20 protein-coding genes are annotated in these 25572 nt (G+C 70.3%); 13 read left to right on the top strand and 7 right to left on the bottom strand.

Going from position 1 to position 25572, the window contains the following annotated elements; genetic code table 11:
• Positions 1–20 precede the first annotated feature (20 nt).
• Positions 21–356 (top strand): I78 family peptidase inhibitor, encoded by a 336-nt coding sequence (locus AC099J_RS25240; protein ID WP_479618052.1) that lies wholly within the window; start codon positions 21–23, stop codon positions 354–356.
• Positions 357–378: 22 nt separating this feature from the next.
• Here AC099J_RS25240 and AC099J_RS25235 read toward each other — a convergent pair whose 3' ends face one another.
• The gene (locus tag AC099J_RS25235; protein ID WP_479618051.1) at positions 379–504 is read right to left on the bottom strand and encodes a hypothetical protein; all 126 of its coding nucleotides are present in this window, start codon (positions 502–504) and stop codon (positions 379–381) included.
• A 33-nt stretch (positions 505–537) separates the two neighbouring features.
• Positions 538–951, bottom strand: coding sequence for an RNA-binding S4 domain-containing protein (locus AC099J_RS25230; protein ID WP_479618050.1), 414 nt, complete (start codon positions 949–951; stop codon positions 538–540).
• A gap of 76 nt (positions 952–1027) precedes the next feature.
• Between AC099J_RS25230 and AC099J_RS25225 the strand changes: the two genes are divergently transcribed.
• Positions 1028–2533 (top strand): sigma-54 interaction domain-containing protein, encoded by a 1506-nt coding sequence (locus AC099J_RS25225; protein WP_479618049.1) that lies wholly within the window; start codon positions 1028–1030, stop codon positions 2531–2533.
• A 115-nt stretch (positions 2534–2648) separates the two neighbouring features.
• Positions 2649–6545, top strand: a complete 3897-nt coding sequence (locus tag AC099J_RS25220) for a hypothetical protein (protein WP_479618048.1) — start codon at positions 2649–2651, stop codon at positions 6543–6545.
• A gap of 1 nt (position 6546) precedes the next feature.
• Here the strand turns inward: AC099J_RS25220 and AC099J_RS25215 are convergent, their stop codons facing one another.
• Positions 6547–9510 carry an ATP-binding protein gene (locus AC099J_RS25215; protein WP_479618047.1) on the bottom strand — a complete coding sequence of 988 codons (2964 nt, stop codon included), beginning with the start codon at positions 9508–9510 and terminating at the stop codon, positions 6547–6549.
• 281 nt (positions 9511–9791) lie between these two features.
• Between AC099J_RS25215 and AC099J_RS25210 the strand changes: the two genes are divergently transcribed.
• The 8 genes from AC099J_RS25210 (at position 9792) to AC099J_RS25175 (ending at position 19292) form a co-directional block, all read left to right on the top strand.
• Positions 9792–10976 carry a substrate-binding domain-containing protein gene (locus AC099J_RS25210; protein ID WP_479618046.1) on the top strand — a complete coding sequence of 395 codons (1185 nt, stop codon included), beginning with the start codon at positions 9792–9794 and terminating at the stop codon, positions 10974–10976.
• A gap of 75 nt (positions 10977–11051) precedes the next feature.
• Positions 11052–12527, top strand: a complete 1476-nt coding sequence (locus AC099J_RS25205; RefSeq protein WP_479618045.1) for an extracellular catalytic domain type 2 short-chain-length polyhydroxyalkanoate depolymerase — start codon at positions 11052–11054, stop codon at positions 12525–12527.
• Position 12528: 1 nt separating this feature from the next.
• Positions 12529–13287: an ABC transporter ATP-binding protein gene (locus tag AC099J_RS25200; RefSeq protein ID WP_479618044.1), complete on the top strand. Its 759-nt coding sequence runs from the start codon at positions 12529–12531 to the stop codon at positions 13285–13287.
• A complete protein-coding gene (locus AC099J_RS25195; RefSeq protein ID WP_479618043.1) occupies positions 13284–14003 on the top strand; it encodes an ABC transporter ATP-binding protein in 720 nt (239 codons plus the stop codon). The genes AC099J_RS25200 and AC099J_RS25195 overlap by 4 nt, the downstream gene beginning before the upstream one ends.
• Complete coding sequence (locus AC099J_RS25190; RefSeq protein WP_479618042.1) at positions 14000–14983, top strand: branched-chain amino acid ABC transporter permease; 984 nt, start codon at positions 14000–14002, stop codon at positions 14981–14983. Before AC099J_RS25195 ends, AC099J_RS25190 begins: the two co-directional genes overlap by 4 nt.
• A gap of 196 nt (positions 14984–15179) precedes the next feature.
• Complete coding sequence (locus tag AC099J_RS25185) at positions 15180–16253, top strand: branched-chain amino acid ABC transporter permease (protein WP_479618041.1); 1074 nt, start codon at positions 15180–15182, stop codon at positions 16251–16253.
• Positions 16254–16276: 23 nt separating this feature from the next.
• Positions 16277–18418: a 3-hydroxybutyrate oligomer hydrolase family protein gene (locus AC099J_RS25180; RefSeq protein ID WP_479618040.1), complete on the top strand. Its 2142-nt coding sequence runs from the start codon at positions 16277–16279 to the stop codon at positions 18416–18418.
• Position 18419: 1 nt separating this feature from the next.
• Positions 18420–19292 carry an alpha/beta fold hydrolase gene (locus AC099J_RS25175; protein ID WP_479618039.1) on the top strand — a complete coding sequence of 291 codons (873 nt, stop codon included), beginning with the start codon at positions 18420–18422 and terminating at the stop codon, positions 19290–19292.
• 9 nt (positions 19293–19301) lie between these two features.
• On the opposite strand, the gene hemH is transcribed toward AC099J_RS25175, so the two are convergent.
• The gene (gene hemH / locus AC099J_RS25170) at positions 19302–20336 is read right to left on the bottom strand and encodes a ferrochelatase (protein WP_479618038.1); all 1035 of its coding nucleotides are present in this window, start codon (positions 20334–20336) and stop codon (positions 19302–19304) included.
• A gap of 19 nt (positions 20337–20355) precedes the next feature.
• Between hemH and AC099J_RS25165 the strand changes: the two genes are divergently transcribed.
• Positions 20356–21054 carry an HAD family hydrolase gene (locus AC099J_RS25165; protein WP_479618037.1) on the top strand — a complete coding sequence of 233 codons (699 nt, stop codon included), beginning with the start codon at positions 20356–20358 and terminating at the stop codon, positions 21052–21054.
• 57 nt (positions 21055–21111) lie between these two features.
• Here AC099J_RS25165 and hpnE read toward each other — a convergent pair whose 3' ends face one another.
• From hpnE to hpnC, 3 genes are all read right to left on the bottom strand, one after another.
• Positions 21112–22431, bottom strand: a complete 1320-nt coding sequence (gene hpnE, locus AC099J_RS25160) for a hydroxysqualene dehydroxylase HpnE (protein WP_479618036.1) — start codon at positions 22429–22431, stop codon at positions 21112–21114.
• Positions 22432–22531: 100 nt separating this feature from the next.
• A complete protein-coding gene (gene hpnD, locus AC099J_RS25155; protein ID WP_479618035.1) occupies positions 22532–23371 on the bottom strand; it encodes a presqualene diphosphate synthase HpnD in 840 nt (279 codons plus the stop codon).
• A gap of 48 nt (positions 23372–23419) precedes the next feature.
• Positions 23420–24262 carry a squalene synthase HpnC gene (gene hpnC / locus AC099J_RS25150; RefSeq protein ID WP_479618034.1) on the bottom strand — a complete coding sequence of 281 codons (843 nt, stop codon included), beginning with the start codon at positions 24260–24262 and terminating at the stop codon, positions 23420–23422.
• 136 nt (positions 24263–24398) lie between these two features.
• On the opposite strand from hpnC, the gene AC099J_RS25145 reads away from it, so the two are divergent.
• Positions 24399–25565 (top strand): efflux RND transporter periplasmic adaptor subunit, encoded by a 1167-nt coding sequence (locus tag AC099J_RS25145; RefSeq protein ID WP_479618033.1) that lies wholly within the window; start codon positions 24399–24401, stop codon positions 25563–25565.
• The last annotated feature ends 7 nt before the right edge of the window (positions 25566–25572 follow it).

The raw sequence follows: 25572 nt of genomic DNA, 5'->3' as shown, positions 1-25572 counted from the left end.
CGCTGGCATAGCATGGCGCCATGCACATGACATCAACCGACAAGACCCACCGGGCGCCGCGCCCGGCCCCGTGGCTGGCAGCAGCGGGCGCCGCGCTGCTGTTGGCAGGCTGCGCCGGCCTGCAGGCACCGGCCACTCCGCCGGCACCCCAGGCCAGCTGTGACGGGGCCGCCGCGCAGTTTGCGTTGGGGCAGTCGTTCAGCCCGCAACTCGAACGCCAGGCTCGCACGCGCTCGGGCGCCAGTGTCGTGCGCTGGCTCAGCCCGGGCCAGGTGGTCACCAAGGAGTTCAATGCCGCGCGGCTCAGCCTGACGCTGGACGGCAACGCGAAGGTGGTTCGGGCGGCCTGCGGCTGAGGCCGGCTGCGGCTGCACGCGCTCAGGACACCGGCCCTGCAGCTTCGGCCTTGGGTGTCGGCAGCGTGGTCGGGTCCTTGGGCGGCCGGGCATCGGGGCACGCGCTCAGCAGCGCCAGAGCGGCCAGCGCGGCGACGAGAGTTTTCATCACGGGTTCTCCTGATGGGGTGCTGCGCGGTGGTCAGCCATCGACCGAGGCGCTCCACCGGTTGCCCCATTGGTCGCTGGCCTCGTCGAGCGAGCGTCGCTGCCGCTTGGTGGGGCGACCGTGGGATTGGGCCAGTGCCGGTTCGGGCGCCAGGCGGTGCTGTTCGGCCGAGCGCTCCCTGGCCGCCAGGCTGTCCGCAGTCTCCGCGTACAAGCCCTGCGCCACCGGTGCCGGCCCCCGGATGCCGCTGACGCCCAGCACCACCACAGTGCGCATGACCGCTCCCTGCCGCACCGAAATGGTGTCCCCGGCCTTGACCTCGCGCGCGGGCTTGACGTCCTGGCCGTTGACCTGCACGCGGCCCCGCCCGACCTCGTCGGCGGACAACGTGCGCGTCTTGTAGAAGCGGGCGGCCCACAGCCACTTGTCGATCCTGACTTTTTCCATCGACGGCCATTGTGCTCCGACTTGCGCGCAATCCGCGCATACCAGATCCACCATCTGCGCCAGCTACTATCCGCCGATGCTGCCCGACCCAAGCCCGAACGCGCTGCCGCTGGAGGCCCAGGGCATCCTGGCGCTGGCGGCGCGCTCGATGTTTCATTTGTTCTCCAGCATGAGCCAGGGCATGTTCTTGGTCGACCGGGCCGGCACCATCGTCTGGGTCAACGAGGGCTACCGCCGCTTCCTTCCGGCGCTGGGCTTCTCGTCGATCGATGAGTTCCAGGGCCACCCGGTCGAAGAGGTGATCCCCAACACGCTGATGCGGCGCGTGCTGGAAACCGGCGAGCCGATCCTGGTCGACCTGTTGACCAACAAGGCCGGCACCTTCGTCGTCAGCCGGCTGCCGCTGCGCGGCGAGGGCGATGCCGTGATCGGCGCCATCGGCATCGTGCTGTTCGACCACCCGGAGACCACGCTCAAGCCGCTGATCGAGAAATTCGCGTTGCTGCAGCGCGACCTGGACGAGGCCCGGCGCGAACTGGCCAGCCAGCGCAGCCGCGCGCTGCTGCAGGGCGATGGCCAGCGCCGCGCCAAGTACACGTTTGCCAGCTTCGTCGGCAGCAGCCCGGCCACGCTGGAGGTCAAGCGCCACGCGCGCCGGGCGGCGCGTTCGTCCAGCCCGGTGCTGCTGCTGGGCGAGACCGGCACCGGCAAAGAATTGCTGGCCCACGCCATCCACACCGCCTCGGCCCGGGCCGACGGCCCGTTCGTCAGCCTGAACATCGCCGCCGTGCCCGACACGCTGCTGGAGGCCGAGTTCTTCGGCGTCGCGCCCGGCGCCTACACCGGGGCCGAGCGGCGCGGGCGCGACGGCAAATTCAAGCTGGCCGATGGCGGCACGCTGTTCCTGGACGAAATCGGCGACATGCCGGTGGGCCTGCAGGCCAAGCTGCTGCGCGCGCTGCAGGAGGGCGAGATCGAGCCACTCGGTTCGAACCGGCTGGTGGCCTTCGATGCGCGCGTTGTCGCCGCCACATCGCGCGACCTGGCGGCGCTGGTGCGCGATGGGCGCTTTCGCGAAGACCTGTACTACCGCCTCAACGTGCTGCCGCTCAAGGTGCCGCCGCTGCGCGAGCGGCGCGGCGACATCCCGGCGCTGATCGAAACCTTGAGCGAAGACCTGGCCCAGCGCAGCGGCGAGGCGCCGCCCGAGCTGCTCCCCGACGCGCTGGCGCTGCTGGCCGGCCAGCACTGGCGCGGCAACATTCGAGAACTGCGCAACGTGCTGGAGCAGCTGGCCATGCGCAGCGACACCGCGCGCGTGGACGCCGACGAGGTGCGCCGCGTGCTGGCCGAGACCGGGCTGCAGACCATCGCCTCGGCCCAGCCGCTGCCGTCTGTCGAAGGGGGCGGTGGCGCAGGGCGCGCCGAGTGCTTGCGGCCGCTGGCCGAACAGGTGGCCGCGCTGGAGGCGCGGGCGATTGCCGCCGCCATGGCCGAGACCGGCGGCAACAAGCTGGCGGCCGCACGCCTGCTGGGCATCTCGCGCGCCACGCTGTATGAGCGGCTGCAGGGCGCGGCCTGACCAGCTGCACCGCCGCGCCGGCGCACTTCATCACTTCAGAGGAGGCGCGATCGTCGCCGACAGGCGGGGCCTGCTAACTTCGCCGACGGGCAAGTGGCCCACACAAGGATCGGCGATGCACCAGGAGCACAGCGGAAACGAGCGCGAGAACGAGCGCGGAAACAAGAGCCCCGGCAGGAGCGGAAACGCGCCGCGTGGCAGCTCGCTGGCAGGAACGACGAACCTCGCATTGCTGGCTCCGGTGCGCGAGGGCGTCCTGGCTGCGGGCTTCGAGCCGATCAGCCACCTGGAGCGCCTGCGTCGCCTGCTCGATGCCATGCATGCCTCGCGCCGCAACGCGCGTGAGTCCGAACTGCGCCCCTCGCCATTTCCCGACCCGATCGGGCGCTTCGGCATCATCAGCAGCTTCCGTTATGCGCTGGTACCGCCAGGGCTGGTCGATTCCACGCGCTGGCACCTGTCGCTGAACGTCAGCTTCGACGGCGGGTGGGAACCCTACATGCGGGTGATCTACCGCGACATCGGCGCGCTGCTCGACGCGCTGCTGTGCCACTGCGTGGGCTACCCGGGTTCGAGCAGCCCGTTTGACGAGTACTGCCGCTGGGTGCGGGGCGCCGAGCTGAACGCCGGCATTTTCTATACCGATTCGGGGGCCTCGCTCGGCGACCAGCGTTACCTGGCCAGCGTGGAGCGGCTGCAGCGTGAGATCCCTGGACCGAGCGTCAAGGCCGGCAAGGCGGCCAACGCGTACCAGGTGGTCAAGGCATCGAAGTCATCGAAGTCGTCGAAGTCGGCCAAGGTGTCCAAGGCGGCCAGGGCCGGCACAGCGGCCGTTGCGCAAGAAGCGCTCGCCGCACTGGCAGCCGCAGTCGCGGTGGCCCGCCACGCCGAGCGCGACGACCAGACCGCGCTGAACATCGGGCTGGACAAGATGCTGGCCAGCCCGAAGGACCATCTGGCGCTGCAGCTGCGCACGCTCAAGGGCTTGTACCGCCTGACCAGTTTCTGGTCCGGCGACGACGGCGAGATCCTGCGGCGCTTTGCCAAGCTGGTGCTCAAGGGCTTCGAGGTCACGTGGGGTGTGCTCCAGGCCCAGGCCCGGTCCCAACCCCAGGGGGATCTCGCGGAGGCGGTTCGGCAGCTGCAGGAGAGGTTCGGCGACGAGCTCGCCTGGTTGAAGCCGCCGCTACAGCCGCGACCCGACGTGCCCGACCCCGCCTGGGAGCCGAGCAAGCTGCAGGCCGCCCTGCTGGACCAGAGTGACAAGGCCACGCACGGCGCCCTCGTGCTGTTGCGTGTGGTGAAGTCGGAGGTTGCCGCCCGGTACCTGGCGGCGCAGGCCACGTACTGCGATGCCCCGATCGCGGCGCCCGCAGGGGGCAAGGACCCGGTGCGTCGGCACGTGGCCTTCACGTACGAGGGTCTGCGCGCGCTCGGCATCCACCCCAGTCGCCTGGAGCGGCTGCCCGCGGAATTCCGCGACGGCATGGAGGCGCGCGCCGGCACGCTGGGTGACGTGCGCGGCAACCACCCTGACCATTGGCATCGGCCGCTGCGCCACGGGGTCGACCCGGCACGCGAGGACCGCATCGACCTGGCGGTCGTGCACGTGGCCGTCATGCTGCGCCTGGTGGACCCGGGCAACCCCGGCCATGCCCTGCACCCGGCCCTGGCGCCGGCGGTGGCGGCGCTGGGCGATCCCGGCACCGGCATGACCATCCTGGCCGTGGAGCCGACGCGCAGCCGCACGGCGGACTCCGGCCGCGAGCACTTCGGTTTTGTCGACGGCATCAGCCAGCCGGTCGTCGACCCGGCAGCGCCACGCTTTGCAGACCTGCAGATCCAGCCGCCCAACGCAGCCCGCGCGCAGCGTGTCTATAGCGACACGGTGCCGCCCGGTGAGCTGGTGCTCGGCTTTTCCAACAGCCGGGGCGATGGCCCCGCCCCTGCGGACGCGCTGCTCAACCATGGCAGCTTTCTCGTCGTGCGCAAACTGCGCCAGCGGCTCGACCATCTGCAGGCGACGCTCCACGCGTTCGACCCGAAGGACAAGACCCGCCGGGACGACCTGCTGGCGCACATGATGGGCCGCCGGCTCGACGGCGCCCCGCTGGTCGCGCCGGCCAGCACGCCCAAAAGCGGGCCATCCAACGACTTCGACTATCGCGGCGCTGGCGGGGCGCAATGCCCCTTTGCCTCGCACGCGCGGCGCACCAACCCGCGCGACGGCAGGCCGGCCATGCCGCGCCTGTTGCGCCGTGGCATGGGCTACGGCCCAGCGTCCACGCAGGGCACGCTGCAGGACGACCGGGGCACGCTGTTCATGGCGTACTGCGCCAGCATTGCAGAGCAGTTCGAGACCATCCAGGGCTGGATTGCAGGGGGCAACAGCAGCGGCGTCGGGTCCGAGCAGTCCGACCCGTTCCTGGGCGTGCCGCGCGCTGGCGATCTGCGCCCGTTTCGCTGGCTGGATGCCCAGGGCCACGTACAGCGCGCGAACCTGCACGACAAGGCTTTCGTCGAACTGCAGTGGGGGCTGTACCTGTTCGTGCCCTCGCTGCCGGTGTTGAGGCAACTGCACGCGCTGTACACCGCTGCGCCACCACGTGAGATGGACGAGCCGAAGGCGCCCGATCCCCATGCGGCCATGGAGGCATGGCGCGCCCGGCTGGAAGACCGCGACAACGGCCGCGCCGCCTGGGCCAAGGTGCGCGCCGAGGGCGGTCACCAGGATGCCGCGCCGTACGGTCAGCTGGTCGGTTCCGCCGGCGCTGTGTTCGACGCGCTGGCCGATGCGCACGCCCAGCGCGTGTCGGTCAAGGGGTTCGGCGAGCGCATGCGCAGCACCATCGGCATCAACCACCTGGGGATGGACCCGGCCGACGGGCACGCGGACATCGCCCCGGTGGTCAATGGCGCCATCGCCAGGATCGACGAGCGCAAAGCCTTCGACGCGGCGTGGTGGGTCGCCAGGCAGGTGCTGGCGGCAACCATCCATGCCTTTGACACGGACATGGCCATGCGGCACCCGGACGGACGCCTGCGCGTGCCACTGGACCTGATGAACTTCTCAGACCAGGTGGTCGGCCGGTTGGCCCGGCAGTGGTTCGGACTGCCGGACGAGCACGAGCAGTACGTGCAGATCGGCGGGCGCACGCCGGTGCCCGATGCGGATGCAGGCGTGAAGGCCCGTTGCCCGGGCCACATCATCGGGCCCTCGCGCATGATCTTCGGCGCGAAGCCGCGCAGTGCCGTGGAGGGTGAGGGACTGACCCGCGGCAACAAGCTGCGCGCGGCCGTCCGCGATGGCGTGGCAGGCGGCGTGCGCGGCACCGTGCTGGACGAATTGCGCAGCCCGCTGCAGGCGCTGGCGGGCAAGTACGGGCAGGACGTGCTGGCCGATGCGCTGGCCGGCCTGCTGCTGGGCTTCGCGCCCACCGTCCAAGGCAACTTCCTCACCGTCATGCGCAACTGGATCGACAGCCAGAGCCTGTGGAATCTGCAGCAGGATCTGGCCCAGGCCGCCCAGGGCGGCCAAGTCACGCACGGCATCGCCCAGGCGGTGCTGCGCCGCACCACGCTGGACACCATGCAACACGAGCCCGTGCCACCGATGGTGTGGCGCTGTCCGGTTGGCAAGGGCGGGCCGGACATGGACGCCCCGCCCATCGTTCTCGGCCTGGCCTCAGCCATCGAAGACCTGGGCACCTCATGCGAGAACCAGAACCGCCGTGACGCGCTCCTGTTCGGCGGCGACTACTTTGCCAACAAGAAGTCGGACCGATGGGGCCTGCACGCCTGCCCCGGCGCGCCCATGGGTCTGGGCGTCATGATGGCCATGGCGGCGGCGCTGCTCGATGCCGGCACGCTGCGGCCTGCGGGTTCGCCCGTGCTGCTGATCCTGACGCCCAAGCTGCCGCTGCCGACGTCTCACACGTCTTCTGCTGGGTCGGAAGCGCCCGACGCGCCTGAACCGCCTGCAGGATCAGCGCCGCCCGCGACGGCCACTTGAATCACAGCTGCGCCTGCAGCTGCAACGCCCGGCCCAGGTGCCAGTGCATCTCCATCTGATCGAACGCGGCCAACGCCTCGTCCAGCAGGGCGCGGGCCTGCTCGGGGTTGCCCCGGGCCTGGACGAGCTCGGCCTCCAGCAACTGGGTGACCGCCTTCTCGTGCGCCGATGCGCGCCCGCGCGCCGCGCGGTAGGCGCTGGCCAGCTGGCGTTGCATGACATGTTGCTTGCCGTTCGCGTGCGCGTCGCGCGCCATCGCACGGCAGGCCATCGCCAGGCCGAAGCGGTCGCCCTGGCGGGCCCGCTGCAGCGCCTGCAGCGCATGGCGCCGCGCCTGGTCGGGGTGGCCGAGCGACAGCAGACTGTCGGCCAGCCAGCCGTGGTTGAACGAACGGAACAGCCCGCTGTCATGCGGCAGCAGCCAGTCGGTGACGGTCACGATGGTGTCGACCGCCTCGGCCCGCCCGGTGTCCATCCAGTCCGCATAGGCGGCGATGGCGCGGGCGATCGACACCTGCCACAGCGCGTGCGTCTGCTCGGCAATGCGCGCCGACTCTTCGGCCTGCACACGCGCGGCCGCCCAGCGGCCCTGCCACAGCAGGACGGCGGCGCGCCAGCCATGCACGCTGGCGCCGATCTGGTGGGTGCCGACGACGCAGTCCTGCGCCTGGTCGAAGCACGCCGCCGCCTGCGCAAACTGGCCCTGGTCGCCGAACACCGCGCCACGGCAGACCAGGGCATACGTCAGGCCGGCGTTGGTGTGGCGCCCGCTGCGATGCTGGCGCTTGATGGCGATCGCCCGGTCCAGCAGCTCGGCGGCGCGCGGGTACTGGCCGGCGGCGGTGTGGGCCGCGCCCAGCCAGGCCTCGGTCTGCACCGCAAGGGGCCCGTCCCCAGCCTGGTCGGCCTCGCGCAGGGCGCGCTCGCCGTGCACGATGGCCTGGCGCGGCTCGCCCAGGGCATGGCAGACGCAGCCCAGCCAGTGGCGCGCGCGCGCCACGCAGCCCACGTCGCCATGGCGTTCGGCCAGCACCAGCGCCCGCTCTGCCACCTCGATCTGGCGGCGCTCGGGGTCGAACATGCACACCATCGCCAGGCGGTGGGCGATGCCCACCCAGTGCAGCGCGCGCTCACCGGTCAGCTCGCCGCGTTCCAGGGCGGCCAGCGCGGCCCGGTACTGCGCCCGCGCCCGGTCCAGGGCCGAGGCCGCCAGCGCCCGGTCGCCGGCCAGCTCGGCGTAGTGCGCCTCCAGCGCCGGGTCGCCGCCGGCGCCGAAGTGCAGCGCCAACGCTTCCGCGTCCTCCGGCGCACCGCTGGTGGCGTGTTGCATCAGCGCCGCGCCGATGCGCAGGTGCAGCACCTGGCGCTGCAACAGGCCGACCGTGCCATACACGACGTCGCGCGTCACGCCGTGCTTGAAGCGCAGCGTGCCCACCTGCTCGCCGGGGAACAAGAAGTCGTGGTCGGCCAGGGCCCGCACCTGCGGGCTGTCGGGTGCGCAACCGGTGATGCGCGACAGCAGCCAGGCCGGCACCACGTTGCCGATGACGGCGGCCGTGCGCACGATCTCCACCAGCGCCGGCCCCAGGCTCTGCACGCGCGATTCGATCAGCTGGTTCAGCCAGCCTGCGGGGCTGGCCGGCGCGCTCAGGCGCCCGCCATCGCCGCGTGCGGCCGAATGGCACAGCTCGTCGATGAACAGCGGGTTGCCCCCCGCGCGCGCGCAGATCTGCGCCACCACGAAGGGGTCGGCTCCCGGCAGCTGGGCGGCGACCGCCTGGGCGGCCATGCGCTCGTGCAGCGGCCCCAGCAGCACCTGCGCAAAGCCTGCCGGCGGTGCGCCAGGCGCAGCGTCGGCGCGCCGCGTCACCAACAGCAGCAGGCGCGCGCCTGTCAGGCGCTGGGTGTCGGTCAGCACCTGCTGCGAGGCACCATCGGCCCACTGCCAGTCGTCGATGAACATCACCAGCGGCTGCGAGTCGGCCAGCCCGGCAAAGGCCTCCACGTAGGCGCCCGCGCGCGTCGGCAGCTCGGCCACGTCCAGCGACTGCAGCATCTGCCGAAACGGCTGCAGGGGCGCGCTGCCCAGGCCGCCCTCGCAACTGCCGCGCAGCACCCGGCATTCGCGCTGGTGTGCGTGGTGCAGAAACTCTTCGACCAGGCGGGTCTTGCCGATGCCGGCCGGGCCGACGACTTCCAGCGCACACGTGTGGCCGGCACACGCCTGGTCCAGCGTCTGCACGAGGCGGTCGAACTCATGCTGGCGGCCGACCAGGCGCGAACGCGGCCGGTGGCTGTGCGGGGTGTCGGCACCGCTTTCGAGCCGCGCCTCGATCCGGTGCACCAGGATCGGCTCCTCGCGGCCCTTCACCCGCAGCATGCTGGGCGCGCCAGCGCCGAAGAAGCGGCGCGCCGGCCCAAGCGTCTCGTCGCTGACCACGATCTCGTGCGGCCCGGCCGCGTCCGACAAGCGTGCGGCGATGTTGGGCACAGTGCCCATGAGCTCGAAGCGGCCACGTTCGATGTCGCCGGTGCTGACCAGCACCAGCCCGGCGTGGATGCCGGTGTGCAGATTCAGCTCGAAGCCGGGCGGCAGGCGCGGCGCCAGCCGGCGCACGGCATGGTGCAGGCCGAGCGCTGCCTCGACGGCGCGGCGGCCGGCGTCCTCCTGCGCGATGGGGTGGCCGAACATGGCCAGCAGCCCATCGCCCTGCACGCGCACGATGCTGCCGCCCCAGCGCGGCACGGTCTCCTGGTAGGCGATGCGCAGCGTGGCCAGCAGCGCGGCGTACTGCTCCGCCTCCATGGCGCCGGCCAGTTCGGTCGAGCGCGAGAGGTCGGAAAACAGCAGCGTGACGTAGTGGCGGTGGGGCGCCGGCCCGGGCCCTGCCGGCTCGCTTTCGGGGGGAGCCGGTTCTCCCGTGATCGTCGCCGTGTCTGCGCGGCGTCCCAGAGCGTCGGACATGTGGCTGACCCGGTTGTGAATGCGGCGGCGATGATGGCACAGCCACCGAACGGCAGCCGGTCCCGCGCGGGACCGGAGCGACAAGCGGCCACGCCCGGCCTGCGCATAGCCCATGAAAACCCTGCGCACGATCCGTCCAATTGTCTGAAAGTCAGGCAATCGAAATGCCTGGACTTCGGCATCGCCGAGTCGGATGTTTGAAAAACTCTTTGTGAATCAGCGATGTGATGGCTGGCACGCACTGTGCAATATTCAGTCATCGCCACTGAGGAGACATTCCCATGAACCGCCGCCATCTCGTTGCCCTCGCTGTGCTGGCCGTTTGCGCCAGCGCCACAGCCCAGGCCCAGGACATCCGCATCGCCCACGTCTACGGCAAGACCGGCCCGCTGGAGGCTTACGGCAAGCAGACGCAGATCGGCTTTGCCATGGGCTTGAACTACGCCACCGGCGGCTCGATGGCGGTCAACGGCAAGAAGCTGGTCGTCATCGAGAAGGACGACCAGGGCAAGCCTGACCTGGGCAAGTCGCTGCTGGCCGCCGCCTATGCCGACGACAAGGCCGACCTGGCCGTGGGCACCACCGGTTCGGGCGTGGCGCTGGCCATGCTGCCGGTGGCCGAGGAATACAAAAAGATCCTCATCGTGGAGCCGGCCGTGGCCGATTCCATCACCGGCGACAAGTGGAACAAGTACATCTTCCGCACCGGCCGCAACTCCAGCCAGGACGCCATCAGCAACGCCGTGGCCATCGACAAGGAGGGCGTAAACATCGTCATGCTGGCGCAGGACTGGGCGTTCGGCAAAGACGGCGTAAAGGCCTTTAAGGACGCGCTGAAGAAGTCGAAGATCGTGCACGAGGAATACCTGCCACCGGCCACGACCGACTTCACGGCCGGCATCCAGCGCCTGGTCGACCAGCTCAAGGACAAGCCGGGCCGCAAAATCATCATGGTGGTGTGGGCCGGCGCCACGACGCCCTTCAACGCGCTGGCCGATGCCGACCTGACCAGGCGCTTCAACATCGAAGTGGCCACGGGCGGCAACATCCTGCCGGCCATGACGGCGTACAAGCGCTTCCCCGGCATGGAAGGCGCCACCTACTACTACTTCGGCCTGCCCAAGAACCCGGTCAACGAAGCCCTGGTGGCGGCCCACTACAAGGAATACAAGACCCCGCCGGACTTCTTCACGGCCGGCGGCTTCTCGGCCGCGATGGCGGTGGTCACGGCCCTGAAGAAGACCGGTGGCGACACCAACACCAACAAGCTCATCAGCGCCATGGAGGGCATGAGCTTCGACACGCCCAAGGGCACCATGACCTTCCGCAAGGAAGACCACCAGGCGATGCAGTCCATGTACCACTTCCGCATCAAGCAGGACCCGGCGTTCACCTGGGGCGTGCCGGAGCTGGTGCGCGAGATCAAGCCCGACGAAATGGCGATTCCCGTCAAGAACAAGCGCTGATCGCGGTGCCGTTGCCCACGGCCGCATCATCGGCCAGCCAGCGTTTCGCGCAGCCATGAGCAGGAGGAGACAGCGATGCCAGCGACACGATCGGTTTGGAAAGGGCCCGCCGCGGCGGTGATGGCCATGGCGGCGCTCACGGCGCTCACGGCCCCCACCGCCATGGCGGCGCTGCCATTGCCGGCACTGGGCGCCAACCCGGCCGAGGCCAGCGTTTCGGGCCTGTCGTCCGGCGGCTTCATGGCCGTGCAGCTGCACGTGGCGTATTCGGCCACCTTCCAACGCGGCGCGGGCGTGGTGGCCGGCGGGCCGTTCTACTGCGCAGAAGGCTCGATCGTCAACGCGACCGGGCGCTGCATGACGCGCAGCAGCGCCATCCCCGTGGCGTCGCTGGTCAGCACCACGCGCAGCTGGGCTGGCAGCGGGCTGATCGATCCTGTGTCCCACCTGGCGGCCTCACGGGTCTACCTGTTCGCAGGCACGGCGGACAACACCGTGAAGCCGGCCGTCATGGACGACCTGAAGACGTACTACCAAAACTTCGTGCCGGCCGCCAACATCGTCTACAGGAACAACCTGGCCGCCGGCCACGCGATGGTGACGGACGACTACGGCGGCAGTTGTGGCACGACCGCCTCGCCCTACATCAACAACTGCGGCTTCGATCTGGCGGGCGCCATCCTGCAGCAGCTCTATGGCCCTTTGAACCCACGCAACAACGGCGTGCTTTCCGGCACGTTCACCGAGTTCAACCAGGGCGAGTTCATCAGCGGCCATGGCATGGCCGCCACCGGCTGGGTGTATGTGCCGCAGGCCTGCACCGGCAGCGCGTGCCGCGTGCATGTGGTGCTGCATGGCTGCAAGCAGAACACCGCCTCGGTGGGCGACCGGTACGTGCGCAACACCGGCTACAACCGCTGGGCCGACACCAACGGCATCGTGCTGCTCTACCCGCAGACCAGCAACACCGCCACGAATGGCTGCTGGGACTGGTGGGGCTACGACAGCGCCAACTACGCGAAGAAGTCCGGCCCGCAGATGGTGGCGCTGAAAGCCATGGTCGACCGGCTCTCCGGCGCGGGGGGTGGCACTGGCGCGTTGCCGGCGCCCACGGGCGTGGGCACTTCCGGCGCCACCAGCAGTTCCATGGTGATCGCCTGGAGCGGCGTGGCCGGTGCGAGCGGCTACAACGTCTACCGCGCCGGCAGCAAGGCCAACGCGGCGCCGGTGGCCGGCACCAGTTTCACCGACACAGGATTGGCCGCATCGACCACCTACCAGTGGACGGTCTCGTCGCTGGACGCCGCCAATGTCGAAGGCGCCATGTCGCAACCGGCCACGGGCGCGACGTCGGCGGCATCCGGCGGTGGCGGCACCGGCGCCTGCACCACGGCCAGCAACTACGCGCACACGCTGGCCCGGCGCGCCTATGCGCTGTACGGCCGTGCCTACGCGGTCGGCTCGAACCAGGCCATGGGACTGTGGAACATCTTCAGCACGACCACGCTGAAGCAGACCGGCAACAACCACTACGTGATCGGTACTTGCTGACATGCTGGAGACCCGCGACCTCACCATCCGCTTTGGCGGCCATGTCGCCGTCGACGCGGTGAGCTGCACCTTCGCGCCCGGCACGCTGACGGCCATCGTCGGGCCGAACGGCGCGGGCAAGACCACCTACTTCAACCTGATCTCGGGCCAGCTCAAGGCCAGCGCGGGCACGGTGTCGCTGAACGGCCGCGAGCTGTCTGGCCTTGCGCCCTCGGCCCGCACGCGCGCGGGGCTGGGCCGGGCTTTTCAGCTGACCAACCTGTTCCCGCATCTGACGGTGCACGAGAACGTGCGCCTGGCGGTGCAGGCCACGCAGGCCGGCGGCCACCGGCGCGGGCTGAACCTGTGGAGCATCTGGAGCGACCACCGCGCTCTGCTGGAGCAGGCCGACGCGATCCTGGCCGAGGTGGCGCTGAGCCCGCGCGCGCAAGACCCGGTGGCCAGCCTGCCGCATGGCGACCAGCGCAAGCTGGAGGTGGCGCTGCTCATGGCGCTGCAGCCGCTGGTCTTCATGTTCGACGAGCCCACGGCGGGCATGAACGCGGCCGAGGCGCCGGTGATCCTCGATCTGATCCGCAAGCTCAAGCGCGACAAGACCAAGACCATCCTGCTCGTGGAGCACAAGATGGACGTGGTGCGTGAGCTGGCCGACCGCATCATCGTGCTGCACAACGGCCAGCTGGTGGCCGATGGCGACCCGGCCGAAGTCATCGCCTCGCCGATCGTGCAAGAGGCTTACCTGGGGGTGGCCAAGGCATGAACCTGCTTGAACTGACGGGCGTGCACACGCACATCGGTGCGTATCACATCCTGCATGGCGTGGACCTCGCGGTGCCGCAAGGCCAGGTCACGATGCTGCTGGGCCGCAACGGCGCCGGCAAATCGACCACGTTGCGCACGGTGATGGGCCTGTGGCACGCCTCGCAGGGCAGGGTGCAGCTGGCGGGGCAGGACGTGACGGTTGCGACCACGCCGCAGATCGCCATGCTGGGCGTGGCCTACGTGCCCGAGAACATGGGCATCTTCGCCGACCTCACGGTCAAGGAAAACATGCTGCTCGCCGCCCGCGGTGCCAAGCGCGCCGATCAGATGGACGCGGCGCGCCTGCAGTGGATTTTCAAGATGTTCCCGGCCGTCGAGAAATTCTGGAACCACCCCGCCGGCAAACTATCGGGCGGCCAAAAGCAGATGCTGGCCGTGGCCCGCGCCATCGTCGAGCCGCGCCGATTGTTGATCGTGGACGAGCCCAGCAAGGGCCTGGCCCCGGCCATCATCGAGAACATGATCGCCGCCTTCGCCGAGCTGAAGGCGCAGGGCGTGACCATCCTGCTGGTCGAGCAGAACCTGAACTTCGCGCGGCGCCTGGGCGACACGGTGGCCGTGATGGACAACGGCCGCGTCGTGCACTCGGGCGGCATGGCCGAGTTCGCGGCCGACGCGACGCTGCAGCATGCGCTGCTGGGGTTGGCAATATGACGGCGCACGGTTTCGACTGGAAGCCACTGGCCCTGGTGCCGCTGCTCGCGCTGCTGGCCTTACCGCTGGTGGGCTCGCCTTCCACCTGGCTCACGCTCACCGTGGCGGGCCTGGCCATGGGCATGATCGTCTTCATCATCGCCTCGGGCCTGACGCTGATCTTCGGCCTGATGGACGTGCTGAACTTCGGCCACGGCCTGTTCATCGCGCTCGGCGCCTTCGTGGCCAGCAGCGTGCTGGGGCTGATGGGCGACTGGACGGGCTCGCAGGAGCTGTGGCGCAACCTGGTGGCCGTGTTCCCCGCCATGTTGGTGGCCATGGCCGTGGCCGCTGCCGTGGGCCTGGCGTTCGAGCGCTTCATCGTGCGGCCGGTCTACGGCCAGCACCTGAAGCAGATCCTCATCACCATGGGCGGCATGATCATCGGCGAGGAGCTGATCAAGATGATCTGGGGCCCGGCGCAGATCCCCTTGCCGCTGCCAGAGGCCCTGCGCGGCTCGCTCTTTTGGGGCGATGCGGCGATCAGCAAATACCGCTTGATGGCCGTGGCCGTGGGCATCGTGGTGTTCGCGTTGCTGGCCTTCACGCTGGCGCGCACCAAGATCGGCCTGTTGATCCGCGCCGGCGTGCAGGACCGCGAGATGGTCGAGTCGCTCGGCTACCGCATCGGGCGGCTGTTCGTCGGCGTGTTCGTGGCCGGCAGCGCGCTGGCGGGCCTGGGCGGCGTGATGTGGGGGCTGTTCCAGCAGAACCTGATTCCGCAGATGGGCGCGCAGGTCAACGTGCTGATCTTCATCGTCATCATCATCGGCGGGCTGGGCTCGACCACGGGCGCGCTGATCGGCGCGTTGCTGGTGGGGCTGCTGGTCAACTACGTGGGCTTCGTGCTGCCGGTGGCCACGCAGTTCGCCAGCATCGCGCTGATGGTGGCCGTGCTGATGTGGCGGCCGCAGGGCGTCTACCCGGTGGTGAAGGTATGAGCGCAGCGCCGGGCCGCCCCAAGCAAGCTCGCTCCCGCTCGGCGGGACAGGCCGCAGGCCGAAGGGTGCACCAGTGAGTGCCGTGCCGGGCCGCCCCAAGCAAGCTCGCTCCGAAGGCGAAGCCGAAGGCACGTCAGTGCGTGCCGTGCAGTTGCCCAAGGAAGTTCGTACCGCCGCCCGTCTGGAAGGTTCCTGGATGAACATGTCCCGCCTGCTGTCGCACGACCTGCCGCGCAGCCGCGTGCTGGCGCTCGTCCTCGTCGCGCTGGTCCTGGGGCTGGCGTTCGCGCCGTTCCTGTTCCCCGGTGTCAAGGCGCTGAACGTGGCCGCCAAGGTGCTGGTGTTCGTGGTGCTGGTCGCCAGCTTCGACCTGCTGCTGGGCTACACCGGCATCGTCAGCTTCGCGCACACCATGTTCTTCGGTATCGGCGCGTATGGCGTGGCGATTGCGTCCACACGCATGGGGCCGGGCTGGGGCGCGCTGGCCTTGGGCATCGGCGCGGCGTTGCTGTTGTCACTGCTGCTGTCGCTGGCGATCGGGCTGTTCTCGCTGCGCGTGCGGGCGATCTTCTTCGCCATGATCACGCTGGCCGTGGCATCGGCGTTTCAGACGCTGGCCTCGCAGCTGTCGGAGTTCACGGGCGGCGAGGATGGGCTCACCTTCAAGATGCCCGAGCTGATCTCGCCCAGCTTCGAGTTTGCCGAGGCGCCGTTCCTCGGTGCCTCGCTCGACGGCCGGCTGCTGTGCTACTACCTGCTGTTCGTGCTGGCCGTGGTGCTGGTGCTGGGGCTGCTGCGCATCGTCAACTCGCCGTTCGGCCGCGTGCTGCAGGCGATCCGCGAGAACGAGTTCCGGGCCGAGGCCATCGGCTACCGCGTCGTGGTCTACCGCACCACCGCCGCCGTGCTGTCGGCACTGTTCGCCACGCTGGCCGGCGCGATGCTGGCCATCTGGTTGCGCTACAACGGGCCGGACACCTCGCTCAGCTTCGAGATCATGGTGGACATCCTGCTGATCGTCGTCATCGGCGGCATGGGCACGATCTACGGCGCGGCCATCGGGGCGGCGCTGTTCGTCGTCGCGCAGAGCTACCTGCAGGACTTGCTGCGCCTGGCACACGAGGCCGTGGCCGGTGTGCCGTGGCTGGCCGCCGTGTTCACGCCAGACCGCTGGCTGCTGTGGCTGGGGCTGCTGTTCGTGCTCTCGGTCTACCACTTTCCCACCGGCATCGTCGGCAGGCTGCGTGCGCGCGCGGCGGCGCGGCGCTGAACGCTTTTTAACCAGGAGGAGACATGCGCATGACACACAAGAACACCCCGAGGTTCACGCTGGCCGCCACGGCCTTGGCGGCGGCAGCGCTGGTGGCGGCCTGCGGTGGCGACAGTGGCGTCAAGGCCAATGAGAAGCCCAGCTTCGTCGGCAACGTGCAGGCCACCGAGTACGACGGCAACACCGACGACCTGCTGACCGCTGGCCTGGGCAAGACCGGGCTGGGCGGCGTGGCGCCCGTCTACGCCAACCCCAGCGCGCCCACCGCGGCCGAGCTGCGGCGCAACGCCATCCACAACAACTACCGCTCGCTGCTGGACATGACGGCCGCTGGCGGCTATGGCCTCTTCTACGGCCCCAACGTCACGGCCGACGGCACCGTCACCGTCGGCGAGGGCAAGATTGCCGGCGGCGAGTACATCACGTTCAGCGACGACGGCACGGGTCAGCGCAACGTGACGCTGATGGTGCAGGTGCCGGCCACGTTCGACACGGCCAGGCCCTGCATCGTGACGGCGACATCCTCTGGCTCGCGCGGTGTCTACGGCGCCATGTCGGCCGGTGAATGGGGCTTGAAGCGTGGCTGCGCCGTGGCCTACACCGACAAGGGCACGGGCGGGGCACCGCACGACCTGCAGAACGACACGGTGCCGCTGATCGACGGCACGCGCACCAGCGCAGCGGCCGCCGGCACGGCGGCGGCCTTCAAGGCGGCGCTGACGCCGGCCGAGCTGGCCACCTTCAACGCGGCGACGCCGAACCGCTTCGCCTTCAAGCATGCGCATTCGCAGCAGAACCCCGAGAAGGACTGGGGCCGCTTCACGCTGCAGGCCGTGCAGTTCGCCTTCTATGTGCTGAACGAACGCCTGGGCGTCACGGCAACGAACGGCACGCGGCTGCAGACCATCACGCGCGGCAACACCATCGTGATCGCCTCCAGCGCGTCCAACGGCGGCGGCGCGGCGCTGGCCGCGGCCGAGCTCGACGACGAGGGCTGGATCGACGGCGTGGCGGTGTCCGAGCCGGCCGTCGAGTTGCCGGCTGACCCGGGCGTCAGCATCCGCCGTGGCAGCACGGCTGTGCCCATCAGCGCCCGGACGCTGATCGACTACACCACCTTCGCGCAGGTGTACCAGCCGTGCGCCTCGCTGGCGGCCAGCCTGGCGGGCATGCCGTTTCAGGCGGCCTACGTGGCCGGCTTCGGCGCGCTTGCCGGGGTGCGCTGCAGCGCGCTGCAGGCCAAGGGTCTGCTGACGGCCACGACGACGGCCGCGCAGGCCGAAGAAGCCTTGGCCAAGCTGCGCGCCTACGGTTGGGAAGACGAAGCCCAGCGGCTGCACCCCTCGCTGGCCGCCTTCGAGGTGGCGCCCGCGGTGGCGGTGACATTCGCCAACGCGCTGGCGCGTGCCGGCGTGCAGGAGCGTTTGTGCGGCTACGGCTTCGGCGCGACCAGCGCAGGCGGCGTGCCGCAGGCGCTCGATGCCGCCTCGCTGGCCGGCATGTTCGCCACCGGCAACGGCGTGCCGCCCACCAGCAACGTGCAGCTGATCAACGAGCGCAACGCCGCCGGCCCGGTGCGCGACCTGTTCTCGCGTTCGCCCTCGACGGGCTTGACCGATCTGAACCTGGACGGCGCGCTGTGCCTGCGCGCGCTGGCCGACCCGGACCAACCGGCCGCCACCACGCTGGCGCAGCGCCTGCGCGCCGGTGTGGACGAGACGCGCCGCAACGGCAACCTGCGTGGCAAGCCGGCCATCATCGTGCACGGGCGCGACGATGCGCTGCTGCCGGCCTCGCACACCTCGCGCCCGTACTACGCGCTGAACCGCAAGGTCGAGGGTGCTGCCAGCAAGCTCAGCTACATCGAGGTCACCAACGCGCAGCACTTCGACAGTTTCATCGGCCTGCCGGCCATCCTGCCGGGCTACGACAGCCGCTATATCCCGCTGCATGTGTACCTGAACCGGGCCATGGACGCGGTCTGGGCCAACCTCACCAGCGGCACCGCGCTGCCGGCCAGCCAGGTGCTGCGCACCGTGCCGCGTGGCGGCACGGCGGGCGCGGCGCCGGCCATCACCGCCGCCAACGTGCCGCCGATCGCGGCCGTGCCGGCGGCGGCCGACAGCATCAGCTTCAGCGCCAATGTGCTGACGATCCCAGAGTGACATGACGCCGCAATCGCGCTATGTGGTCTGTGCGGGCCGCGAAGTCCACGTCACCGAATGGGGCGCGGCCGATGCGCCGGTCGTGGTGGCGTGGCACGGCCTGGCGCGCACCGGCCGCGACATGGACGAGCTGGCCGCCCATCTGGCGGGCCGCTACCGCGTGGTGTGCCCGGACACCATCGGCCGCGGCTTCTCGCAGTGGAGTCCGCAGCCGCAGGCCGAGTACTGCCTGGCGTTCTACGCGCAGCTGGCGCAGGCGCTGTTCGACGCGCTGGGCATCGCGCAGGCGCATTGGGTCGGCACCTCGATGGGCGGCGCTGTCGGCACCGTGTGCGCCGGTGGGCTCGCGCTGCCGGCGATGCAGGGGCGCATCTTGAGCCTGACGCTGAACGACAGCGCGCCCGCGCTGGCCGCGCCGGCCATCGAGCGCATCAAGGCCTATGCCGGCAACCCGCCGGCCTTTGCCACGATGGCCGAGCTGGAGGCCTTCTATCGGCAGGCTTACAAACCCTTCGGCTGGCTCAGCGATGCGCAGTGGCGCCGGCTGGTCGAGACCTCCACCCGCCGGCTGCCCGATGGCCGCGTGACGCCGCACTACGACCCGGCCATCGTGGGCCAGTTCACACACTACCCGGACGACTACCAGCTGTGGGCGCATTACGACGCCATCACTGCGCCGGTGCTGTGCCTGCGGGGCGAGGCATCCGACCTGGTGCTGCCCGAGGCACTGACGCAGATGCGCACGCGCGGCCCAGGGGCGGCGGGGCGCCTGCAGGTGGTCGAGGTGCCGGGCTGCGGGCATGCGCCGGCGCTGAACGTTCCCCTGCAGCTGGACGTGGTGGCCGCATTCATCGACGCCGCTGCACGCGGCTGAGCATGGCCGTCAGGCGCCGCGCGTGTCCCAGCCGGCCAGGTTACGCTCGGCGATGTCGGCCAGCGCGGTGATCCACGCCGGGCTGTCGTTCATGCAAGGGATGTAGCTGAACGCCTCGCCGCCCGATTCCAGAAAGGCCTCGCGCGCCTCCATGGCGATCTCTTCCAGCGTTTCCAGGCAGTCGACGGGGAAGCCGGGGCACATCACGTCCACGCGCTTGAGCCCCTCTTGCGCGAGCGTGCGCAGCGTGGGCTCGGTGTAGGGCTCCAGCCACTTGGCGCGGCCGAAGCGCGACTGGAAGGTGACGCGGTGCTGCGCGTCCGACAGGCCCAGGCGTTGCGCCAGCAGGCGCGCGGTCTCCAGGCATTGCTGCTGGTACGGGTCGCCCAGCGCGATGTTGCGGGCGGGGATGCCGTGAAAGCTCATCACCAGCAGCTCGCCGCGCCCCTGCTGGGCCCAGTGGTGCTCGACCCCTTGCGCCAGTGCCTCAATGTAGCCGGCGTCCTGGTGGTAGTCGGCGACGAAGCGCAGTTCGGGGATGCGGCGCTGGCGGCCACACCAGGCGTTGACGGCGTCGATGACGCTGGCCGTGGTGGTGCCCGAATACTGGGGGTAGGCCTGCAGCACCAGCACGCGCGTGACGCCCCCGGCCATCAGCGCGTCCAGTTGCGGGGCGATGCCGGGGTTGCCATAGCGCATGCCGGTGTGCACGCCCACGCGGTGCCCGCGCTCGCCCAGCCAGCCGCGCAGCATCAGCGTCTGCTTCTCGGTCTCGACCTTCAGCGCCGAGCCCTGCGCGGTCCACACGCTGGCGTACTTGGCGGCCGACTTGGCAGGCCGCACGCGCAGGATGATGCCGTGCAGGATGGGCCACCACAGGGCTTTGGGGATCTCCACCACGCGCGGGTCCGCCAGGAACTCGGCCAGATAGCGACGCACGGCGGGAGCCGTGGGGGCATCCGGTGTGCCCAGGTTGCAATACAGGATCGCGGTCTTGTCGACGGGACGGGCAGTGGCGGCGGCGGGCGCGGGGCTGGTGGGCATGCCGTATTCTCCAGCACCCATGCAACAGACTCTGAACCTCGCAGACGTTCGCGCCATCACGTTGGACCTGGACGACACGCTGTGGCCGATCTGGCCGACCATCGCCCGGGCCGAGTCGGTGCTGGCGCGCTGGCTGGCCGCGCACGCGCCACAGACGGCCGCCCTGTACGCCAGCGTGCAGACGCGGCTCGCGTTGCGCGACCAGGCCGCGCTGACCTTGGCCGACCAGGCGCACGACATGAGCGCGCTGCGGCGCGAGTCGCTCCGGCTGGCGCTGCTGGGCGCGGGCGAAGACCCGGCCCTGGCCGGGCCGGCGTTCGAAGTCTTTTTTGCCGAGCGCCAGCGCGTGGATCTGTACGCGGACGTCGAGGAGTCGCTGGAGTTCCTGGCTGCGCGCTTTCCACTGGTGGCCGTGTCCAACGGCAATGCCGACCTGGAGCGCGTGGGGCTGGCGCGCTATTTCCGCGCGGGCATCAGCGCCTCGACCTTCGGCGTGGCCAAGCCCGACGCGCGCATCTTCCTGGCGGGTGCGCAGGCGGCGGGTGTGCCGGCGGCGCAGGTGCTGCATGTGGGCGACGACGCGGCGCTGGACGTGCTGGGCGCGCATGCGGCAGGCATGCAGACGGTGTGGGTCAACCGGGGCGAGGATGCCTGGACCCATGCCGTCCAGCCGCATGTGAGCGTGGCCGACCTGCGCGCGCTGTGCGCCTTGTTCTGAGCCTTGGGCGCGCGCGTGCGCTGCAGAACCGCCGCTCAAGCTCCACCCACAGCGCCACTACAGCGCTGCAACCGCCTCCAGCGCGCTGCGCACCGCGCCCTCGATCGTGCCCGGGTACGGCCCATCCACGTATTCGCCGCAGGCCAGCAGTCCCGGGGCAATGCGCGTGCCAGGGCGCACCAGGGCGGGTGTGCAGGCGAAGGTGGCGCGCTTCTCCACCACGGTGGTCACTGGTTGCAGATCGTCCAGGCCCAGCTGGCGGCGCCCCTGCAGCAGGACTTTCTGCTCCAGTTCTTCGCGCGTGCCGACGCTTGCGCTGACGACAAAGGCCAACAGGCCATCGGCATCGGCCAGATGGCGCCGGTCGAACACGAACTGTGCGGGCGACTGCGGGTCACTGTGCAGCGCCGTCATGGCGCGCGGTAGGCGCGTGGCGCTGCGGGCGTAGACGGTGGTGATGGGCTCGAACGCCAGCGCATCGGCCAGTGCCAGCCAGGGTGCGGCTTCGGGCGCGGCTGTGGCGGTGGCTTCGGGCGCGACCTTGGGCGCGGCGTCGCGCGCGGCGGAGGGCGCGGCATCAGGCGCGGCCGTGCGGACCAGGCGCGCGGCTTCCCAGGCCGGGCAGGCCAGCAGCACGCGGTCGACGTCCTGGCCGTCGATACGCCAGCTGGCGGCGTGGCGCTCGAGGGCTGACACGCGGTGGCCCAGGTGCACGGCCTGGCCACGGGCCTGCAGCCAGCCCATCGCCGGCTCCGGGAACAGCCGGCCCAGCGGCAGACGCGGGATCAGCAGGTTGGAGCCACCGCGCCCGCCCAGCAGCGCGTCGCGCAACACGCGCAGGAAGACCTGGGCACTGGCTTGCGCCGGCGCCGTGTTCAGGGCGGACAGGCACAAGGGTTCGATGAAGCGCTGCTGCACGCGTGCGGACAGGCCCTCGCACAGCGCCGCCACGGTGAGATCGGGCGCGCAGCGAAACCCTGCCAGCTGCCAGCGCGTGGTGGCGGCCAGCAGGGCGGCCCGGTCGCGCCAGGTCCAGCCGCGCGCGCGCACGATGCCGGCTAGCGCATCCCAGGGCGGCGCCATGTCGGGCAGCACGATGCCGCAGCCGTCGGCGTCGCGCAGGTCCAGTGGCAGGCGCAGCAAGGCGGTGGCCGGATCGACGCCGACGGTGCGCAACAGCGCCAGCGTCTGCACATAGGCGCCGATCAGGATGTGTTGGCCGTTGTCCAGCACCAGGGCATCGCCGTGCGCCATGCTGCGCGCCCGGCCCCCGGCCGTGCGGGCTGATTCGAACACCGTGACGGCATGGCCGGCCTGCACCGCAGCGACTGCGGCCGCCAGGCCAGCCCAGCCGGCACCGACGATGGCGAGCCTCACGGAGGCTGCGCGCCGGGCCACCGTGCGCCGGCCGCGCCGCCCCCACGGGGCGTGGCGTGAAGCGTCCGCAAGGCGCAAAAGCTCGGGGCGCGCACCGTCTTCACAGCTTGCCCAGCGCCTGCACTCGCCAGGCCAGCCAGAGCTTGCGCAGGGGTGTCAGGCTGACGCGCTGGTGCAGCACGGCAAAGTCATCGCGCTCGATCTCGCGCAGCAGCGTGCGGTAGATGCTGGCCATCATCAGCCCGGGCTTTTGTGAGCGCCGATCGGCAGCGGGCAGCGCGGCCAGGGCCTCGTCGTAGTAGCGGTGTGCACGCTCGGCCTGAAAGCGCATCAGCGCGACGAAGCGCTCGGAGTGCACGCGGCTCAGGATCTCGTGCGCCTTCACGTCGAAGCGCTTCAGCTCGTCGATGGGCAGGTAGATGCGCCCCCGCATCGCGTCTTCGCCCACGTCGCGGATGATGTTCGTCAGCTGGAACGCCAGCCCCAGCGTGTGGGCATAGCGCGTGGTGGCCGGGTCGGTCTGGCCGAAGATCAGCGCCGAGACTTCCCCCACCACGCCGGCCACCAGGTGGCAATAGCGCTGCAGGCCGAGGAAGTCCAGGTAGCGCGTCTGCTCCAGGTCCATCTGGCAACCATCGATGATCGCCTGCAGCTGGCGCTGTTCGATGCCGAACACCGGCACCATCGGCATCAGGGCCTGCATCACCGGGTGCGTGGGCTGGCCGGCGAACGACTTGGCGACCTCGGCCTGCCACCAGGCCAGCTTGGTGCGCGCCACCGACGGATCGGCCACTTCATCGACAACGTCGTCGACCTCGCGGCAGAAGGCATAGAACGCTGTGATCGCGGCGCGGCGCTGCTTGGGCAGGAACAGGAAGGCGTAGTAGAAGCTGCTGCCCGAGGCTGCGGCCTTTTGTTGCACGTACTGCTCAGGTGTCATGGGCGGCGATTCTCACATCCGTGGCCTCGGTCATTTCGGTCGGTCGCATCACATGCGCAGACTGCGCGCCAGCATCAGCGCCACATCCCACGGGCGCAACCGGGGCCGGGCACGCCAGGTGGTGAAATCCAGGGCCTCGATCTTGTCCAGGATGCGCAGGCCGCCTTGCACCACGAGGCGCAGCTCCCAGCCGATGCGCCCCGGCAGGGCGTGGACCAGCGGCGCGCCTTGCAGCATCAGCGCACGCGCCGCCTGCACCTGCTCGCGCACCAGCGGCTGGTTCGGTGCGGTCTGCGTCGTGCCATGGGCGGCGCAGCGGTCTTGCGGCAGGTAGTAGCGCCCGCGCGGCAGGTCGACCGAGAGGTCTTGCCAGAAGTTGATCAACTGCAGCGCATTGCAGATGGCATCGCTGTGCCCCAGGGCGCGCGCATCGACCACGCCGTACAGGTGCAGCATCAGGCGACCCACGGGCGCGGCGGAGCGGCGGCAGTAGTCCAGCAGCTCGGCCTGGTCGGCATAGCCCTGGCCGGCGGAGTTCTTGCGCACGTCCTGGGCGAACGCGTCCAGCAGGTCGGCCAGTGGCTGCTCGGGCAGGCCGTAGCGGGCAATGGCCTGCCGCATCGGCCCGAAGACCGCGGGCCAGCGTGTCGAAACAGGGCCATCGGCATAGAGCGCGGCGAGGTCGGCCCGGTAGGCGGCCAGGTCGGCCAGCCGTTGGTCCGCGCTATCCAGCCCTTCGTCGGCGATGTCGTCCGCCGTGCGCGCGTACCAGTACAAAGCAGCCACGGCCGGCCGCAGGGCCGCAGGGCACAGCCAGGAGGCGACGGGGAAGTTTTCGTAATGGTCGACGGCCGGCACGGGGGCCGGCGCAGGGGCAGGGGAGGCGCTCACGGCGCGGATTGTCGCGTCGTTTTTCGGCGCCTCGTTCGGTTGACAAGGTGTGCACTTTTACCTAGATTACTAACCCGCTAGTCATTAGCAATTCGGGCGCCCACCCAGCAAGGGCGCGTCGTTCTCGGGATCTTCCATGTCACACCAGCCCTGGCGCGTCTGCCGCTTTTTATTGCCGCGCGCGGCCCTCGTGGTCCCGGCCCTGATCGCCGCCCTGGTGGCGGGATGTTCCAAGCCGCCGCCGCCAGCCGAGCCGGTGCGCGCCGTGAAGCTGCTGACCGTGGCAACCGGGGCTTACGAGTCTGGCGTGGAGTATGCGGGCGAGGTGCGTGCGCGCGTCGAGTCGCGGCTGGGCTTTCGTGTGGCGGGCAAGATCGTGCGGCGCCAGGTCGAGGTGGGCCAGACTGTCCGCGTCGGCCAGGTGCTGGCCGAACTGGACGCAAGCGATCTGCGGCTGGCGGCCGACGCCGCGCGCGCCCAGGTGGCCGCAGCCACCACCAACCGCGACCTGGCCCAGGCCGATCTGAAGCGCTACCAGGAATTGCGCGCCCAGAGCTTCATCAGCGGCGCCGAGCTGGAGCGCCGCGATGCGTCCTACAAGGCAGCGCAGGCGCAGCTGGACCAGGCGCAGGCCCAGCTGTCCGCGCAAGGCAACCAGACCGCCTACGCGCGGCTCGTGGCCGACGTGGCGGGCGTGGTGACCGCTGTCGAGGCCGAGCCCGGCCAGGTCGTCAGCGCCGGCGCGCCGGTGGTGCGGGTGGCGCAGAGTGGCGTGCGCGATGTGGTGTTCGCCGTGCCGGAGGACCGGGTGGACGCGGTCACGGTCGGCTCGGCAGTGCAGGTGCGGCCCTGGAATTCGGATGTCGAGATCCCCGGGCGCATCCGCGAGTTGGCCGCCAGCGCCGACGCGGCCACACGTACCTTCCAGGTCAAGGTGGCGCTGAACACCAAGACGCCGCCACCGCTGGGCACCACGGTGAGCGTGGTGCCGCAGTCGCTGGGCTACGTGGGGGTGCCGGTGATCAAAGTGCCCAGCAGCGCGCTCAAGCGCGACAGCGCGGGAGTGACGGCCGTATGGGTGCTGGACGCCGCCAGCATGACGGTGAAGTCGGTCCCGGTGGAGGTGGCATCGGCCGATGGCAACGAGGTCGTGATCGCATCCGGGCTGGAGCCCGGCATGCTGGTGGTGGCGGCCGGCGTGCATGTGCTGTCGCCGGGGCAGAAGGTGACCATCTACAAACCCCGCGTCGCGCCTGCCGGCCAGGCCGAGCCGGCCGCGGCTGGTGCATCCGCCACCCGCTGAGCCGACG

The organism is Rhodoferax sp. RT4P68 (assembly GCF_056521305.1).
This window is presented reverse-complemented; position numbering and strand designations above follow the sequence as displayed.